Genomic DNA, 16,829 nt, shown 5'->3' on the forward strand with positions numbered 1-16,829 from the left:
ACCAGTCTCACTTTTTCTTCGGGGCCGCGCAGCGCGGGTCAGTCGTCTTTGTCGCGGCGTTTGCCGCGCGCCGGGCCGTGCTGGCCCGCGTGGGCTTCTTCAGAGTCCTCATGCGCCTCATGCAGCGCGCGCAGTTCGCTGCGCGGTGTGCGTTTGGCGGCCTTGCGCGGCGGCGCCGCCGGCAGCGGCTGGTCTTCCCCGGTCGTGTGCAGGCCTTTGACCGCGTGAATGAAAAACTCGCGGTTGCCGTCCCCGCCTTCAATCGGCGAGGCCAGCCAGGCTTTCACGTCCAGCCCCAGCGCCGCGCAGGCATCACGCAGGCGTTTTTCGACAAACTCGAAATGCACGGCATCACGCACAATGCCGCCCTTGCCGATCTGGCCGGGCTGCAGCTCGAACTGGGGTTTGACCAGCATCAGCAGATCACCGCCGGCTTTCAGCAGCCGCACCACGGCGGGCAACACCAGCGTCAGGGAGATAAAGGACAGGTCGCCGGTCAGGAAATCGAAGTCGGCGTCAACGGCCTCGCCCTCGTCCGCCTCGAAATCGTCATCGTCAAATTGGCCTTCAGCCTCCGCCGCATGGGCAGGACCTGCTATCAAATCTGAAGCGGTCATGGAGCGGGCGTTGAGGCCTTCGATACACAGCACGCGCGGGTCGCCGCGCAGGCTGGGGTGCAGCTGGCCATGGCCCACATCCACGCCCACCACCTGCACGGCACCGTGCTGCAGCAGGCAGTCGGTGAAGCCGCCGGTGGATTGCCCGATGTCCAGGCAGCGCAGGCCGGTCACGCTCAGGCCGGTGCTTTTGAGCGCACCTTCGAGCTTGAGCCCGCCGCGCGAGATGTACTTGGCTTCGGTGGTGTCGGGGATCTGCAACTCGGCGCCCTCCGGAATCTCGTCGCCATTCTTGGCGACCTTCTTCCAGGGCGCGCTTTCCTCGGCGCGCCACTGCACCCCCGAAGCGATCAGGCGCTGGGCCTGGGAACGGGTGGCGGCAAAGCCGTTGTCGACGAGGAATAAGTCAGCGCGCATCTAGGCATCGAGCTCCATGGTTGTGCCCCTCGCCCTTTGGGAGAGGGTGGGGGTGAGGGCTGCCGGCGGCCTGCCCTCACCACCCCGGCCCTCTTCCGGAGGGAAGAGGGCGAACTACGGCCGTTCAATAACGGTACGTATTTGCCTTGTAGGGGCCAGCCTTGCTGACACCAATGTAGGCCGCCTGCTCGTCGCTGAGTTCGCTCAGCATCGCGCCGACTTTCTTCAGGTGCAGACGCGCGACTTTTTCGTCGAGGTGTTTCGGCAGCACATAAACCTTGCCCACTTCGTAGTCGGCCTGTTTGGTGAACAGCTCGATCTGCGCGATGGTCTGGTTGGCGAAGCTGGACGACATCACGAAGCTCGGGTGGCCGGTGCCGCAGCCGAGGTTCACCAGGCGGCCCTTGGCCAGCAGGATGATGCGTTTGCCGTCCGGGAAAATCACGTGGTCGACCTGTGGCTTGATCTCTTCCCAGGTGCATTTTTCCAGCGCGGCAACGTCGATTTCGTTGTCGAAGTGGCCGATGTTGCAGACGATGGCCTGGTCCTTCATGGCCGCCATGTGTTCGTAGGTGATGACGTTCTTGTTGCCGGTGGCGGACACAAAAATGTCGCACTTGTCGGCAGCGTATTCCATGGTCACGACCTTGTAACCTTCCATCGCGGCCTGCAGGGCGTTGATCGGGTCGATCTCGGTCACCCAGACTTGCGCAGACAAGGCGCGCAGCGCCTGCGCCGAGCCCTTGCCCACGTCGCCGTAACCGGCCACGCAAGCCACCTTGCCGGCGATCATCACGTCGGTGGCACGCTTGATCGCGTCCACCAGCGATTCGCGGCAGCCGTACAGGTTGTCGAACTTGGACTTGGTCACCGAGTCATTGACGTTGATGGCGCGCAGGGCCAACGTGCCCTTGGCCGACATCTCGTTCAGGCGCAGCACGCCGGTGGTGGTTTCTTCGGTCACGCCGACAATGTTTTTCAGGCGGCGGCTGTACCAGGTCGGGTCGATGGCCAGCTTGGCCTTGATCGCGTTGAACAGGCAGATCTCCTCTTCGCTGGTCGGCTTCGAAATCAGGCTGGCGTCTTTTTCGGCCTTGGTGCCCAGGTGCATCAACAGCGTGGCATCGCCGCCGTCGTCCAGGATCATGTTCGGGCCTTCTTCAGGCGTGCCTTTGGCGCCGCTGAATTCGAAGATGCGGTGGGTGTAGTCCCAGTAGTCGGCCAGGGTCTCGCCCTTGATCGCGAACACCGGCGTGCCGGCGGCCACAATCGCGGCGGCGGCATGGTCCTGCGTCGAGAAAATGTTGCACGACGCCCAGCGCACGTCGGCGCCCAGGGCCTGCAGCGTCTCGATCAACACGCCGGTCTGGATGGTCATGTGCAGCGAGCCGGTGATGCGCGCGCCCTTGAGCGGCTGGGCCTTGGCGAACTCTTCGCGAATCGCCATCAGGCCGGGCATCTCGGTTTCGGCGATTTTCAGTTCCTTGCGGCCCCAGGCGGCAAGCGAAATGTCGGCAATCACATAGTCGGCGGCGGTCTGGGCGGTTTTCAATACGGCGTTCATTGGGGTATCTCCAGGATCAAGGGGGCAATTGGGCAAAATAGCCACGGCCACATGGCGACAAGTCGGCGGGGAGCTGGTTGGATCTCACCCGGCTTGACAGCACATGCGGGTGAGCGTGGTTGCAAATGAAAGTCCTGAGCCTAGACCACATGTCGTGGGTTGCAACGCTCCTCAGGAACAGGCAATTATACAGACATGCGACACTTTCGTCATGAAAGCCCTGAAAACCTGGCCCACGCAAGACCGGCAACTCATCACCGGTATTTTTACCGACATTGACGACACCCTGACCACCGACGGCGCCATCACGCCCGACGCTTTGCAAGCCCTTGGCGACCTGAAGGCCGCCGGCCTGCATGTGATTCCCATCACCGGGCGGCCGGTCGGCTGGAGTGAACCTTTTGCGTTGCGCTGGCCGGTCGATGCCATCGTCGCTGAAAACGGCGCCGTGGCCCTGCTTGCAAGCCAAATCGGCCTCCAGCCCGCGTCCGGTGGACGTGGGCAGCTATCAAAACTGTATCAGCAGGACGCCCCGACGCGCCTGGCCAACTACGCCCGCATGCAGCAGGTGGCCCGTCGCGTGATGCAGGAGGTGCCGGGCGCCGTGTTGTCTGAGGACAGCCCCAGCCGGGAAACCGACATTGCGATCGACCACAGCGAGTTTGTGCACCTGCCGCCGGCGCAGGTCGCGCAGGCGGTGCAAATCATGCAAAGCGAAGGCATGAATGCGACGGTGAGTTCCATCCACATCAACGGCTGGTTCGGCGCACACAACAAGCTCGAAGGCGCGCGCTGGATCGTCCGCGAGCTGTTCGGCCGCGACCTCGACGCGGAGATGGGGCGCTGGGTCTACGTCGGCGACTCGACCAACGACCAGCTGATGTTCGAGGCCTTTGCGCATTCTGTGGGCGTGGCCAACATCCGCCGCTTTGAAGCGGCGTTGAGCCACAAGCCGCGTTACATCACCGAGGGCGAGCGCGGCGCGGGTTTTGCAGAAGTCGCGGCGGCGCTGCTGGCGGCGCGACGCGTGCCGGCCTGAGCAAACCCGGGAGGCTGGAGCGGCAGGAGGCCCCTCGGCTGCAAAGCCTCGACGCCTTCTGCCGCCCAGACGCCTAGCGCGCGGCGACCGACAGGGTCGATGGTTTGGCCGCACTGAGCACCTTGCCATCTGCGGCATTGCTGACCATTTCCAGCCGCATGTTGTAGTCGCCCGCGGGCGGGTTGAGCCAGGTTTCCGTCTGGCCGCCGGTGAAGTTGAGCACCTCCGGCTTGCGCCCGGCACGCTCCATGGTCAGCCGGAAGTGGCCGGTATCCGCAGCCTTGGCAGCCACATGCGACACGCTGTAGCCGCTGGCATGGAACTGCACCCGAAACGGACCCTTGACGGTTTCACGGTCTGCCGGGCTCAGCAGCTCGACGCGTGGCGGCCCCTGCACCGCCGCCGGTGTGACTGCCTTGTTCTGTTTGCTGACGGTCAGCTGGAGCGGCTTGCTATAGACAAAGTAGGGGATGTGGCCCTGGTCCGCCAGCAGCAGGCGCAACTGGTACTTGCCGGGTGGCAGGTTGACGAGCATTTCCATCTGGCCCTTGCCGAAGTGGATGTACTGGTCGGTGAAAGGCAGGGGTTTCTTGAAGTCCAGCGGCAACTCCTGATTCACCAGCAAATGGTGGTGGCCGGCTCGCCCGGCGGTCTTGCCCGCGGGCACCAGACCGCGCATGGACAGGCCAAACCGCGCGACAAACGGCGCTTCATACACCCCGCCATCTTTCAGATTGGTGAAGTAGGTTTCAGCCGAACGAGGCGATGGCACCTCCCAGGGATGAAACGTGACGTCAGCCGCTTCCGTTGGCGAGGCAGGGCTCTGCGCGGCAACCGGCATGGCGATGGCCAGCAGCAAGGCGGAGAGAGAAAAACCGGGCAGGCAACGGTTCAGGGAAGTCGGAGTCATGGTGGCTGGCCCTTCGATTGGAACAAAAGGTAATAATATTACTGATTGGTAATTTTATGACCTCATCATTCTTTTTCCCCGTCGCCCACCCATATCCCGCCACTTTTGCGGGTCTTTCCCCCCTACCGCGCCAGCACCGGGGCCAACGCCTTCCCGGTCGCCGTGCCCAGCTTGACCACCTGCTCCGGCGTCGTGGCCGCGACCACCTGGCCGCCGGCGTTGCCGCCGTCTGGCCCGAGGTCGATCACCCAGTCGGCTTCGGCGATCACGTCGAGATCGTGTTCGATCACCACCACGCTGTGGCCGCCATTGACCAGCCGGTGCAGCACATGGATCAGTTTTTCGACATCCGCCATGTGCAGGCCCACCGTGGGTTCGTCCAGCACGTACAGCGTGTGCGGCGCCTTCTGGCCGCGCCGCGTGATGTCGTCGCGCACCTTGGACAGCTCGGTCACCAGCTTGATGCGCTGCGCCTCGCCGCCTGACAGCGTGGGCGAGGGCTGGCCCAGGGTCAGGTAGCCCAGGCCGACATCCTTGAGCAGTTGCAGCGGGTGCGCGATGGCGGGCATGGACGCGAAAAACTCCACCGCCTCATCGACTTCCATCTTCAGCACGTCGCCAATGTTTTTGCCGCGCCAGGTCACGGCCTGGGTCTCGGGATTGAAACGCGCGCCGTGGCAGGTCTCGCAAAGCACCTTCACGTCCGGCAGGAAACTCATGCCGATGGTGCGTACGCCGGCCCCCTCGCAGGTCGGGCAGCGGCCTTCGCCGGTGTTGAAACTGAAGCGCCCGGCGCCGTAACCGCGCGCCTTGGCTTCCAGCGTGTCGGCGAACAGCTTGCGCACCGTGTCCCAGAAACCGATGTAGGTGGCCGGGCAGGAGCGCGGCGTTTTGCCGATCGGCGTCTGGTCCACTTCGAGCACGCGGTCCACCACCTCGTAACCCTCGATGTGGCCGCAGCCGGTCCAGGCCGGGTGTTGGCCGGCATCGTCGGCCTCACGCCCGGCGCGCGTCGAACGTTGCGCCACGCCGGCCTGCACGTTGGCCAGCAGCACATCGCGCGCCAGGGTGGATTTGCCCGAGCCCGACACGCCCGTCACCGCCACCAGCCGGTACAGCGGGACCTTGACCGAGACGTTCTTGAGGTTGTGCAGGTCGGCCCCGGCCACGGTGAGCCAGGAGGTGAACGGGCTGGCTGCCGCAGGTGCGGCATTGTGCAGCGCGCTGGCGCTGGCCGCCGCGGTTTTCAGCGCCTGGGCCTTCAGCGCTGCGGCCTTCTGCTTGCTGACCGGTTTGGCGCCGGCAGCGACGGGCAAGGCCGCCACCTCGGCGGGTGCGGCGCCGCTGCGTGTCTCGCGGCGAATCTGCAGCGGATGAATCAGCGGGTTGGCCAGGTAGCGCCCGGTCAGTGAATCCGGCAGGGTCGCCAGGTGGTCGGCCGTCCCCTGGCCCACGAGCTGGCCGCCGCGCTTGCCGGCGCCGGGCCCGATGTCGATGATGTTGTCGGCACGGCGAATCGTGTCTTCGTCATGCTCCACCACCACCAGCGTGTTGCCCCGTTCGCTGAGTTTGCCCAGGGCGCGCAGCAAGATCTGGTTGTCGCGCGGGTGCAGGCCGATGGTCGGCTCGTCGAGCACATAACAAACCCCCTGCAGGTTGGAACCCAGCTGCGCCGCCAGCCGGATGCGCTGCGCCTCGCCACCCGACAGGGTGGGTGCGCCACGGTCCAGCGTCAGATAACCCAGGCCCACGTCTTCGAGGAATTCGAGCCGGCTCTTGATCTCCGGGATCAGGTCGCGCGCAATGCCGGCCTCGCGCCCGGACAGCGCGAGTTTTTCCACCCAGCAGCGCACGTCGGTCACCGACAGCGCGGCGATGTCGGCAATGCCCACCCCCGCGAACTTCACGGCGCGCGCCTGCGCATTCAGGCGTGAGCCGGCGCAGGCCGGGCAGACGGTGTCCAGCACCTCGTCCACATCGGCCTCGACAAAACTCTGCTCGCGGCCCTTGTTGTCGTCGTCACGCACCGAGTCGTCAAACACCTTGCGCTGCTCCTTGGTCAGCCTGACGCCGGTGCCCACGCAGTCCGGGCACCAGCCGTGTTTGCTGTTGTAGCTGAACAGGCGCGGATCGAGTTCAGGGTAAGAGATGGCGCAGACCGGGCAAGCGCGCTTGGTGGACGAGGCCTGCAAGCTGCCGATCTGCCGGGTGGAGGTGCCGGCCAGCATCGCGCCGCGCAGGCCATCCAGCGGGGCCAGCACATGCACCACCCCCTTGCCGTGCTCCAGCGCGGTGGCCAGCGCCTGGCGCAGCGCGGCCTCGTTGGCGGGGGTCACGTGGATGTCGGCCACCGGCAGCTCCACCGTGTGTTCCTTGAAGCGGTCGATGCGCGGAAAGCCCGTGGTCGGCAAAAATTCGCCGTCCACGCGCAGATGCGTGTAGCCGCGCGGCCGCGCCCAGTCGGCGAGTTCCGTGTAGACGCCCTTGCGGTTGATCACCAGCGGCGCCAGCAGGCCGATGTGCTGGCCGCGGTGCGCCTTCAGCAGTTGCGCGGCAATGCTTTCGGCGCTTTGCGGCATCACCGCCGCACCGTCTTTGGTGCAATGCTGGATGCCGAGCTTCACGTACAGCAGGCGCAGGAAATGCCAGACCTCGGTGGTGGTGCCCACGGTGGACTTGCGCCCGCCGCGCGACAGGCGCTGCTCGATCGCCACGGTCGGTGGAATGCCGTAGACCGCGTCCACCTCGGGCCGGCCGGCCGGCTGCACGATGCTGCGGGCATAGGCGTTGAGCGACTCCAGGTAACGCCGCTGGCCCTCGTTGAACAAAATGTCAAACGCCAGCGTGGACTTGCCGGACCCCGACACGCCGGTCACCACGTTGAACTGGCCGCGCGGGATGTTGACCGACAGGCTCTTGAGGTTGTGCTCCTTGGCGTTGACGATCTGGATCAGGTTGGAAAACGCCGGTTTGGTGGTCCAGACCTTGGCGCGGGCTTCCTCCACCCCGTGCACCTTGCCCATGGCCTGCTCGTACTCGCGCAGCGCCAGCGCGGTGTGCGAGGTCGGGTGCTCGCGCACGGCTTCGGGCGTGCCCTGGGCCACCAGCAAGCCGCCGGCCTCGCCGCCTTCGGGACCCAGGTCGATCAGCCAGTCGGCCGAACGGATCACGTCGAGGTTGTGTTCGATGATGATCAGCGAATGGCCCACGTCGAGCAGCTTGCGCAGCGCACGCATCAGTTTGGCGATGTCGTCGAAATGCAGGCCGGTGGTCGGCTCGTCGAACAGGAACAGCGTGCCGCGGTTGATGTTTTTCAGCGCCAGCGGCTGCCGGCTGTGGCTGGCAGTTTTTGAGGCGCCAGCCAGGAAGCCGGCCAGTTTGAGGCGCTGCGCCTCGCCGCCCGACAGCGTGGGCACCGGCTGGCCCAGCTTCACGTATTCGAGGCCGACATCCACGATCGGCTGCAGCGCACGGATCACCTCGCGGTCCTGCGCAAACAGCGCGCAGGCCTCGCTGACCGTCAGGTCCAGCACATCGGACACATTCAGCAGGCGCGCGCGCACCTTGCCGATCGCCTGGCGTTCAATCGTGACTTCCAGGATTTCGGGCCGGTAACGCTTGCCGTCGCAGTCGGGGCAACGCAGGTAGACGTCACTGAGGAACTGCATCTCCACATGTTCGAAGCCTGAGCCGCCGCAGGTCGGGCAACGCCCGTCGCCGTTGTTGAAACTGAACTTGGAGGCGGTGTAGCTGCGCTGGCGGGCCAGGGGCGCCTGCGCAAACAGCTCGCGTACCGCGTCCCAGGCGCCCACATAACTGGCCGGGTTGGAGCGCGCCGTCTTGCCGATCGGCGACTGGTCGACAAACACCACATCGGTCAGGTAGTCCGCGCCCAGCAGGCGGTCATGCAGGCCCGGTGTTTCGGTGGCCTTGCCGAACTGGCGCAGCAGCGCCGGCGCCAGGATGTCCTGCATCAGCGTGGACTTGCCGGACCCGCTGACACCGGTCACACAGACCAGGCGCTGCAGCGGAAATTCCACCGTGAGGTTTTTCAGGTTGTGGTCGCGCGCGCCTTCCAGAATCAGGCGCGGCGTGTTGTCCGTCACCGGGCGCTTGAAACCCATGCCGACCTGCTTGCGCGAACCCAGGTAGGCACCGGTCAGCGTGTCGGCGTGTTTGAGGTCTTCCGGCGTGCCGTCGAAAACAATCTGGCCACCCTTCTCGCCCGGGCCCGGACCCATGTCGATCATGCGATCGGCGGCCAGCATCACCGCCGGGTCGTGCTCGACCACCACCAGCGTGTTGCCGGCGTCGCGCAGCCGGTGCATGGCCTGGGTGATGCGGTTCATGTCGCGCGGATGCAGGCCGATCGAGGGTTCGTCGAGCACAAACAGCGTGTTGACCAATGATGTGCCGAGCGCGGTGGTGAGGTTGATGCGCTGCACCTCACCGCCCGACAGCGTGCGGCTTTGCCGGTCCAGCGTCAGGTAACCGATGCCGACATCGCAAAGGTACTTGAGGCGGGTGTGGATTTCCTCGAACAGCGACTTGAGCGCCTTGAACTCGGCATCGGGCGCGCTGCCGTCCTGCAGCGCGGCCGGTGCCAGCCCGTTGAAAAATTCGCGCAGCCGGTCGATCGGCAACTGCATCAGGTCGTGCAGGCTCAGCCCGGGCAGGGCCTCGAGCTGCGCACGTGTCCAGTCCACACCGACCGGCATGAAACGTTTGGCCGGCGGCAGCGCCGCATCGGCGGCTTCTTTCGAGCCCAGACGCCAGAGCAGGGCCTCGAGCTTGAGGCGCGCGCCGCCACAGGTCTCGCACGGCGTGTAGCTGCGGTACTTGGACAGCAGCACCCGGATGTGCATCTTGTAGGCCTTGCTTTCCAGGTAGGCGAAAAAGCGCTTGATGCCGAACCAGTGCTGGTTCCATTTGCCATTCCAGTTCGGCGAGCCGTTGATGACCCAGCCCTGCTGTTCGGGTGTGAGTTTGTACCAGGGCGTGTCGCGCGGGATGCCGGCCGTCTCGGCATGGCGCATCAGGTCGTCCTGCGCTTCTTTCCAGGCCGGCGTCTGCATGGGCTTGATGGCGCCCGAGCGCAGCGTCAGCTTGTCGTTGGGAATCACCAGGCCGTAGTCAACCCCGATGACGCGGCCAAAACCGCGGCAGGTGTCGCAGGCACCCATGGCCGAGTTGAAGGAAAACAGCGAGGGTGTCGGTTCGCCGTAACGCAGGTCGCTCTCGGGGCAATGCAGGCCGGTCGAAAAGCGCCACATCTCCTCCACGGCACCCTCCTGCGCCGGCTGCACATACACATTGAGCCGGCCGCCCCGCTTCAGCGCCAACTCGATGGCTTCGATCACCCGCGCCTTCTCGGCCGTCTGCACACGAAAGCGGTCGGCCACCACGTCGAGCAATTTATGCGGCCCGGCAGGTGTCGCCACGTCGCGCTCCGCATGCACACGCGTGAAGCCGCTGGCCGACAGCCACTGCGTCACTTCCTCGGCGCTGGTATTGCCCGGAAGTTCCACCGGGAAGGTCATGATGACTCTTGCATCGCTGCCTGCGGTGCGCGCCATCAACTCGGCATAAATCGACTCCGGTGTGTCATGGCGCACGGCCTGCGCTGTCTTTTTGTCGAATAACTGCGCGGCACGTGCGTACAAAAGTTTTAAGTGGTCGTTGAGTTCGGTCATGGTGCCCACGGTGGAGCGCGAACTGCGGACCGGGTTGGTCTGGTCGATCGCAATCGCCGGTGGCACGCCTTCCACCTTGTCCACCGCCGGCTTGTCCATACGGTCCAGGAACTGCCGTGCATAGGCCGAGAAAGTTTCCACATAACGGCGCTGGCCTTCGGCAAACAGCGTGTCAAACACCAGCGAGGACTTGCCGGACCCGCTGGGGCCGGTGACCACCGTCATTTCCCCCGTGCGGATATCCAGATCAATGTTTTTGAGGTTGTGCTGTCGCGCGCCGCGAATGCGGATGGTTCCCTGGGTCATGGGTGGGGGGCTTTCCTTGTAGGTCAAACATTCTAGACAGCGCTCGTGCGAGTCGGCAGCGTAGGGTTAACCAATAAGCCGTCCGCCAGCCCTTGGCGTTGACCCGTCTTCTGGTTATCCCGCCCGTAGTTTCCCCAGCTAACGGTGAGATTGACAGCGTAAACTCGACAGACCAAGGAGATATGACATGAAAAAGCTGAATTTCTGGTGCGCTGCACTTTTGCTCGCGGCCGTGAGCCACGCCAGCCAGGCACAAATCCTGATCGGGCAGACCGCGGGCTTTACCGGCCCCGTGGGCGCCGGCGTGAAGGAAACCACGGACGGAGCGAAGCTCTACATCGACGCCATCAATGCCAAGGGCGGTGTCAATGGGCAGAAGATTGAACTGATCTCGCTCGACGACAAGTTCGACCCCAAGCTGGCCGGCGAAAATGCCCGCAAGCTGATCGAGGAACAGAACGTCGCCGCCATGTTCCTGACCCGTGGCACACCCCACACGGAAGCCATGCTTCCTCTCCTCGACAAATACGGCGTGCCGCTCGTCGGCCCGTCCACCGGCGCCATGGTGCTGCACCAGCCCGTCCAAAAACATATCTTCAATGTGCGCGCCACCTACCAGCGCGAGGCTGCAAAAGCCATCACCCACCTCCATTCCATGGGCATCACCCGGATCGGCATTGTCTATTCCGACGACAGCTTCGGTGCCGACGGCGTGGCCGGCGCGCAAAAAGGCTTCGCTGCCGCCAAGCTGCAGCCTGTGGTGCTGGAAAAATTCAACCGAGGCAAGCCCGACTTCGGGCCGATCGCGCCCAAGGTGGTCCAGTCCAATGCGCAAGCCATCATCATGGTGGCCTCCGGCCAGGCGGTGGTCGATGGCATGAAAGCCTTTCGTGCCGCCGGCTCCGCTGCGCAGATCGTGACGCTATCCAACAATGCATCCAGCGGCTTCATCAAAAGCCTGGGCGACAATGCGCGCGGCGTGATCGTGACCCAGGTCTTTCCTTATGAACGCTCCATTGCCTATGCCATGGTCAAGGAAGCCCAGGAACTGGCCAAAGCCAAAGGCGCTGGCGACATCAGCCCGGCCATGCTCGAAGGGTTTGCCGCTGCCAAGGTGCTGGTCGAAGGGTTGAAACGGGCCGGCGCCAAACCAACGCGCGAAAAAATCCAGGCCGCCCTGGAAAACATACGCAGGTTCGACATCGGCGGGCTGGAAGTGAACTACTCGCTCGAGGACCACACCGGACTCGACTTCGCCGACCTGTCCATCATTGGCACAGACGGGAAATTCAAGCGCTAGAACAGCCCAGGGCCCTCAGCCCTTGAGGGCCTGTTCCAGCGCGCTGCATTTGTCGGCCCCGACGGCTTCCCTGATTTTGGGAAACAGCGCGAGCAGGGCCTCCACATCTGCCGCACCCTCGACGGCCAGGTTCAACCTGAACCCCCTGAGCCCCAGCGCGCCCGTCAACTGTGCAGCGATCGGGTAGGCCTGCTTGTAGCGGTCATTGGCGGCATCGCTGCCCTCCTTCCTGGCCACCATGGCCGCCGCCTGCGCCGCCGCGGTGGCGGCCGTGTCGAGTGACTGCTGGCTGGGGGTGAGAAAACCCAACTCCACCAGCTGAACCAACTCCGCCGATGTGACACCCAGGCCCACCGTCGCCTCCAGCACCTGCGAAACGGAACGTTTGCCGTCAAACAGGATGAAGGCGGAGCGCTGTCGGGGCGTGAGCAGGGACCGGTCTTTCAAGGCCTGCTGCCCGGCCTCGGTCTTGGCGTAAATCATGGTGCGGGTCCGGTGCGGGGGTGGGCTAACGTGCAGGCGCGGACGCGGCAGACGCAGCAGCTGAAGCGGCCGATGCCGGCGGCGGGGCTTCATGCGTAACGTCGATGCCATGTTTTTCGCCTCCCATGTCAATGTCTCCGCCCTTGCTCAGGATGAAGATGGCCAGACCGGCAAAGGCCACGAAGGCGAGTGCTATTTTCCACATGCTATGTCTCCAGAAAAAAACCCCCGGCAACGCGGGGGTTTTAAAAAAATTGGTTCGCTGGTTCCGCCCGGGAGCGGGCGGAACCAGAGGGCTGTCATTCCCGGGCTCAGTCGTCAGCGTAGATGTCGACGTCCTTGGTTTCCTTGATGAACAAGGTGCCAATCACGACGGTCATGCCGGCAATGATGATCGGATACCACAAGCCGTTGTACATGTTGCCGGTCTGCGCCACGATGGCAAAGGCCGTGGTGGGCAGCAAGCCGCCAAACCAGCCATTGCCAATGTGGTACGGCAGGCTCATGGAGGTGTAGCGGATGCGCGTGGGGAACAGTTCCACCAGCATGGCCGCAATCGGGCCGTAGACCATGGTCACGAGCAGCACCAGGTAGGTCAGGATGGCGATCACCATGAACTTGTCCACCTTGGCCGGATCGGCCTTGGTCGGGTAGCCGGCAGCCTTCAGGTCGTCCGCAACCAGCTTCTTGAAGGCAGCGTCCTTCTTCTTGGCTTCATCCGCAGGCAGGCCTTTGGAGGAATAGCTGGAGATGACCGTTTCGCCGATCTTGATGGTGGCGGGCACACCGGTGGCGCCAGGCGCGTTCTCATAACTCACCGACGCGCCGGCGAGCACCTGCTTGGCGATGTCGCAGGAGCTGGTGAACTTGGCGGTGCCAGTCGGGTTGAACTGGAACGAACACTCGCTCGCGTCAGCCGTCACGACGACCTTGTTCTTCGCCTGGGCAGCAGCAAGATCAGGGTTGGCAGCTTTGGTCAGTGCAGTGAACACCGGGAAGTAGGTCAGCGCAGCCAGCAGGCAACCGGCCAGGATGATGGGCTTGCGACCGATCTTGTCCGACAGCGTGCCGAAAACGACGAAGAAAGGCGTGCCAATCAGCAACGAAACAGCAACAAAGATGTTGGCTGTGGCGCCGTCCACCTTGAGGGACTGTGTCAGGAAGAACAGTGCATAGAACTGGCCCGAATACCAGACCACCGCCTGACCGGCCGTCAGGCCGATCAGCGCCAGGATGACGATCTTCAGGTTCTTCCACTGGCCAAAGGATTCGGACAAAGGTGCCTTGGAGGTCTTGCCTTCGGCCTTCATCTTGGTGAAGGCCGGCGACTCGTTCATGCTCAGTCGGATGTACACCGACACGCCCAACAGCAGGATGGACACCAGGAAAGGAACACGCCAGCCCCAGTCGGCAAAAGCCGCCTCGCCCAGCGCGGTACGCGTACCCAGGATCACCATCAGCGACAGGAACAGGCCCAGCGTGGCCGTGGTCTGGATCCACGAGGTATAGGCACCGCGCTTGCCGTGCGGCGAGTGCTCAGCCACATACACGGCTGCACCACCGTACTCGCCACCAAGCGCCAGGCCCTGCAACATGCGCAGCGCAATCAGGATCACGGGCGCGGCAACGCCGATGGTGGCGTAGTTGGGCAGCAGGCCGACGATGAAGGTCGACAGGCCCATGATCAGGATGGTGATCAGGAAGGTGTATTTGCGGCCAATCATGTCGCCCAGGCGGCCGAACACCAGTGCGCCGAAGGGACGCACGATGAAACCGGCCGCAAACGCGAGCAGGGCAAAAATGAAGGCCGAACCTTCATCGAGTCCGCTAAAGAACTGCTTGGCAATGATGGCTGCCAGCGAACCGTAGAGGTAAAAGTCGTACCACTCGAAAACAGTGCCGAGTGACGAAGCGAAGATGACTTTCTTCTCCTCGGCGCTCATCGGCCTGGGGGCGGCTGCAGTTGCCATGATGTTGTCTCCAATAATTGAACACCCCCGACATGGAGGTTGTGCAGATTATTTTTGGAGACGCTGACCCTGCTCTGACGCGAAACCAACAGGAGCTTGCGCCAAACTTATCGCCCCCTGACAAGTCAAGGGAAAACCCCCGGAGAAATTTTCGGCATGCGGAGAATGCCGGGGCGGCAAGCTATTTCCGGCGCGCGACACCCGTCGCAAGCTGACTGGCCGCGTCCCAGTCCGGGCCGTCAAACCAGGCATCGCCGAGCAGAAAGGCGCGCAGCATGGGCAGCGCATCCAGACCCCAGAACAGCTTGCCGTCCACCGCCAGCGCGGGCACGCCAAACACACCCTGCGCGATGGCCTCGTCGCTGTGCGCCTTCAACTGCGCTTTCACGTCCGCACCCTCGATGTCGCGTTGCGGCGCCAGTGACGCCGCCAGTGCAACGAGCCGCTGCGGATCGGCCGCCTCCAGCCCGCTCTGCCACACATGGCGAAACACGGTCTCGCAGACATACCGGTTGGGCGTGCCGTGCGCATCGCAGGCCACGGCCAGGCGCAGCAGGCCCAGCGGGTTGAACGGGTGACTGGCAGGCAGTTGCAGCCTGATGCCGTGCTGGTGGGCCAGCCACAACACCTGGCGGTAAGTCCAGTCGCGCTTGGCGGGGATTTCAGCGGGACCGAGCTGGCCGTGGTGCTTGAGCAGGCTGGCAAACAGCAGCGGCTTGTAGGTCACGCTGTAGCTGAGACCCTTCAGGGCCTCGGGCAGCTTCTCGAAAGCCAGGTAGGCATAGGGCGAGATGAAGTCAAGGTAGCAGGTGATGTGTTTCATGGCACGCTCGCCGGAGTGGATGCGTTGAGGACGGTGTCCGTCAGGCTTGCAGCGCGGCCATGCGCTGCTCGATCAGGGTCCAGACCACACGTTTGCCCGCATCCGTCGCCCCGCTCCAGCCGGCAATTTCGTCGCGCGTCCGGAAGCAGCCCTCACACCAGCCGCTGACCGCGTCCATGCGGCACACCGAGATGCAGGGCGAAGGAAGGTTTTCGGTCTGATCCTTTATGTCACGGGCGCGGGCCGCTACAAAAAAGATAGCATGTTGCTGCGCGACCTGTTCCTGCACCGGGTCCACCGCCACGTCGGCCACAGGCGCGCCGGTGAGAGCAACGAGCGCCTGCGGGCTGAGTTTGAACACGCCATGCGGGTGACCGGCCGCTGCCCAGACCTCTTCAAAACGGAACAGGCTCTGGTCGATCAGGGTGACGGGCGGTGTGGCATGCGCCAGCGGCGAGACGCCGCCTATCGAAAAGCCGGTGCGGGTTTTGACAAACTCTGCGTCCGCCCGGCCCAGCCGCTTGCCATCGGGGCAGACCAGGGCTTCGACCTTGCGCTCGTCGACACGCTGGTCGCCGGCCGTGATGACCAGCACCGCCGCGTCGTCGGACTTGCGGCGAAAGATGATGCTTTTGGCAATCTGGCCCAACGCAATGCCCAGGGCATCGGCCGCCTGCTGCGCAGTGCGCGCCGCGTCGTCCAGCATCACCGGCGAATGCGGGTGGCCCCTGGCCTGCAGTTCCGCGGCAACGCGCTGCACGCCTTCTGGCAACACCTTGAGCTCACTGCCACACATCACCCCAACCTCTTGTTGAGCAAGGCGGTGGCGGCGCGCGAATTGGGCTTGCGCTCCAGGTAGTCGCTGATGAACTTGCCGGCATCGATCAGCTTGTCGAGGTCGATGCCGGTGTCTATGCCCATACCTTGCAGCAGGTAGACCACGTCTTCGGTCGCCACATTGCCGGTTGCGCCCTTGGCATACGGGCAGCCGCCCAGGCCGGCCGACGAGGTGTCGTAGTTCCAGATACCCATTTCGAGGCAGATCAGCGTGTTGGCCAGCGCCTGGCCATAGGTGTCGTGAAAATGCCCGGACAGCTCGTCGATGGCGTAGTGTTTCAGCGCGGCTTCCATCGCGCGCTGCACCTTCAGCGGCGTGCCCACGCCAATCGTGTCGGCCACTCCGATGTGCTGCACACCGATGTCCTTGAGCAGGCGCGCCACCATCTCGACACGTTCGGGCGCGACCTCGCCTTCGTAAGGGCAGCCCACGGCGCAGGAAATCGCACCGCGCACACGGATGTTGTGGGCCCGGGCGGCCTCGGCCACGGGACGGAAACGCTCAATGCTCTCGGCGATGGAGCAGTTGATGTTGCGCTGGCTGAAAGCCTCGCTGGCGGCAGCGAACACGACAATTTCATCGGGTTTGGACAAGACGGCGGCCTCGAAACCCTTCATGTTAGGCGTCAGCACCGAATAACGCACACCGGGCTTGCGCGTGATGCCGGCCATGACCTCGGCAGCGTCCGCCATTTGCGGCACCCACTTGGGCGACACAAAACTGGTGACTTCAATTTCAGTGAGGCCGGCGTCCTGCAAGCGGTGCACCAGCTCGATCTTGACGGCGGCAGGCACCTGCGCCTTTTCGTTCTGCAGGCCGTCGCGCGGACCCACATCAACGATTTTGACTTTGGAAGGTAATTGCATGGG

Annotated in this window: 12 protein-coding genes, 1 pseudogene and 1 riboswitch; of the genes and pseudogenes, 2 read left to right on the top strand and 11 right to left on the bottom strand. The window is 64.1% G+C overall.

The features are described 5' to 3' along the window. Positions 1-38: 38 nt before the first annotated feature. Positions 39-1,034, bottom strand: coding sequence for a TlyA family RNA methyltransferase (locus B7G53_RS10610; RefSeq protein ID WP_096667366.1), 996 nt, complete (start codon positions 1,032-1,034; stop codon positions 39-41). Between the two features lie 124 nt (positions 1,035-1,158). Then, positions 1,159-2,598: an adenosylhomocysteinase gene (gene ahcY / locus B7G53_RS10615; RefSeq protein WP_096667368.1), complete on the bottom strand. Its 1,440-nt coding sequence runs from the start codon at positions 2,596-2,598 to the stop codon at positions 1,159-1,161. Between the two features lie 104 nt (positions 2,599-2,702). Next, positions 2,703-2,777, bottom strand: a riboswitch (S-adenosyl-L-homocysteine riboswitch). Positions 2,778-2,809: 32 nt separating this feature from the next. Between ahcY and B7G53_RS10620 the strand changes: the two genes are divergently transcribed. Further along, complete coding sequence (locus tag B7G53_RS10620; protein ID WP_096667370.1) at positions 2,810-3,637, top strand: HAD-IIB family hydrolase; 828 nt, start codon at positions 2,810-2,812, stop codon at positions 3,635-3,637. A gap of 73 nt (positions 3,638-3,710) precedes the next feature. Here B7G53_RS10620 and B7G53_RS10625 read toward each other — a convergent pair whose 3' ends face one another. Both B7G53_RS10625 and uvrA read right to left on the bottom strand, forming a co-directional pair. Continuing rightward, positions 3,711-4,547, bottom strand: a complete 837-nt coding sequence (locus tag B7G53_RS10625; RefSeq protein WP_096667372.1) for a DUF4399 domain-containing protein — start codon at positions 4,545-4,547, stop codon at positions 3,711-3,713. 122 nt (positions 4,548-4,669) lie between these two features. Beyond that, positions 4,670-10,546: an excinuclease ABC subunit UvrA gene (gene uvrA / locus B7G53_RS10630; protein ID WP_096667374.1), complete on the bottom strand. Its 5,877-nt coding sequence runs from the start codon at positions 10,544-10,546 to the stop codon at positions 4,670-4,672. 187 nt (positions 10,547-10,733) lie between these two features. On the opposite strand from uvrA, the gene B7G53_RS10635 reads away from it, so the two are divergent. Beyond that, a complete protein-coding gene (locus B7G53_RS10635) occupies positions 10,734-11,846 on the top strand; it encodes an ABC transporter substrate-binding protein (RefSeq protein WP_096667376.1) in 1,113 nt (370 codons plus the stop codon). A 15-nt stretch (positions 11,847-11,861) separates the two neighbouring features. Here the strand turns inward: B7G53_RS10635 and B7G53_RS10640 are convergent, their stop codons facing one another. The 7 genes and pseudogenes from B7G53_RS10640 to B7G53_RS10665 all read right to left on the bottom strand — a co-directional run bounded on the left by B7G53_RS10640 (position 11,862) and on the right by B7G53_RS10665 (position 16,826). Next, positions 11,862-12,329, bottom strand: a complete 468-nt coding sequence (locus B7G53_RS10640) for a hypothetical protein (RefSeq protein WP_096667378.1) — start codon at positions 12,327-12,329, stop codon at positions 11,862-11,864. 25 nt (positions 12,330-12,354) lie between these two features. Beyond that, positions 12,355-12,534, bottom strand: coding sequence for a hypothetical protein (locus tag B7G53_RS10645; RefSeq protein WP_096667380.1), 180 nt, complete (start codon positions 12,532-12,534; stop codon positions 12,355-12,357). Positions 12,535-12,640: 106 nt separating this feature from the next. Beyond that, positions 12,641-14,299: an MFS transporter gene (locus B7G53_RS10650; protein WP_096667382.1), complete on the bottom strand. Its 1,659-nt coding sequence runs from the start codon at positions 14,297-14,299 to the stop codon at positions 12,641-12,643. Between the two features lie 181 nt (positions 14,300-14,480). Then, entirely contained in the window at positions 14,481-15,122 is a 642-nt protein-coding gene (locus tag B7G53_RS10655) for a 2-hydroxychromene-2-carboxylate isomerase (RefSeq protein WP_096667384.1), read from the bottom strand. 40 nt (positions 15,123-15,162) lie between these two features. After that, complete coding sequence (locus tag B7G53_RS23375) at positions 15,163-15,435, bottom strand: DUF1289 domain-containing protein (protein ID WP_369680278.1); 273 nt, start codon at positions 15,433-15,435, stop codon at positions 15,163-15,165. Further along, a pseudogene (locus B7G53_RS10660) lies at positions 15,412-15,918 on the bottom strand (YbaK/EbsC family protein); the annotation flags it as partial. The gene B7G53_RS23375 and the pseudogene B7G53_RS10660, both read right to left, overlap by 24 nt. Then, complete coding sequence (locus B7G53_RS10665; protein ID WP_096667388.1) at positions 15,918-16,826, bottom strand: hydroxymethylglutaryl-CoA lyase; 909 nt, start codon at positions 16,824-16,826, stop codon at positions 15,918-15,920. The gene B7G53_RS10665 and the pseudogene B7G53_RS10660, both read right to left, overlap by 1 nt. Positions 16,827-16,829: the final 3 nt, after the last annotated feature.

Source organism: Polaromonas sp. AET17H-212 (assembly GCF_002379085.1).
GTDB lineage: Bacteria > Pseudomonadota > Gammaproteobacteria > Burkholderiales > Burkholderiaceae_C > Polaromonas.

Coding starts and splice junctions, on each gene's coding strand:
- B7G53_RS10610 (WP_096667366.1), bottom strand. CDS start 1,034: ATGCGCGCTGACTTATTCCTCGTCGACAACGGCTTTGCCGCCACCCGT.
- ahcY (WP_096667368.1), bottom strand. CDS start 2,598: ATGAACGCCGTATTGAAAACCGCCCAGACCGCCGCCGACTATGTGATT.
- B7G53_RS10620 (WP_096667370.1), top strand. CDS start 2,810: ATGAAAGCCCTGAAAACCTGGCCCACGCAAGACCGGCAACTCATCACC.
- B7G53_RS10625 (WP_096667372.1), bottom strand. CDS start 4,547: ATGACTCCGACTTCCCTGAACCGTTGCCTGCCCGGTTTTTCTCTCTCC.
- uvrA (WP_096667374.1), bottom strand. CDS start 10,546: ATGACCCAGGGAACCATCCGCATTCGCGGCGCGCGACAGCACAACCTC.
- B7G53_RS10635 (WP_096667376.1), top strand. CDS start 10,734: ATGAAAAAGCTGAATTTCTGGTGCGCTGCACTTTTGCTCGCGGCCGTG.
- B7G53_RS10640 (WP_096667378.1), bottom strand. CDS start 12,329: ATGATTTACGCCAAGACCGAGGCCGGGCAGCAGGCCTTGAAAGACCGG.
- B7G53_RS10645 (WP_096667380.1), bottom strand. CDS start 12,534: ATGTGGAAAATAGCACTCGCCTTCGTGGCCTTTGCCGGTCTGGCCATC.
- B7G53_RS10650 (WP_096667382.1), bottom strand. CDS start 14,299: ATGGCAACTGCAGCCGCCCCCAGGCCGATGAGCGCCGAGGAGAAGAAA.
- B7G53_RS10655 (WP_096667384.1), bottom strand. CDS start 15,122: ATGAAACACATCACCTGCTACCTTGACTTCATCTCGCCCTATGCCTAC.
- B7G53_RS10665 (WP_096667388.1), bottom strand. CDS start 16,826: ATGCAATTACCTTCCAAAGTCAAAATCGTTGATGTGGGTCCGCGCGAC.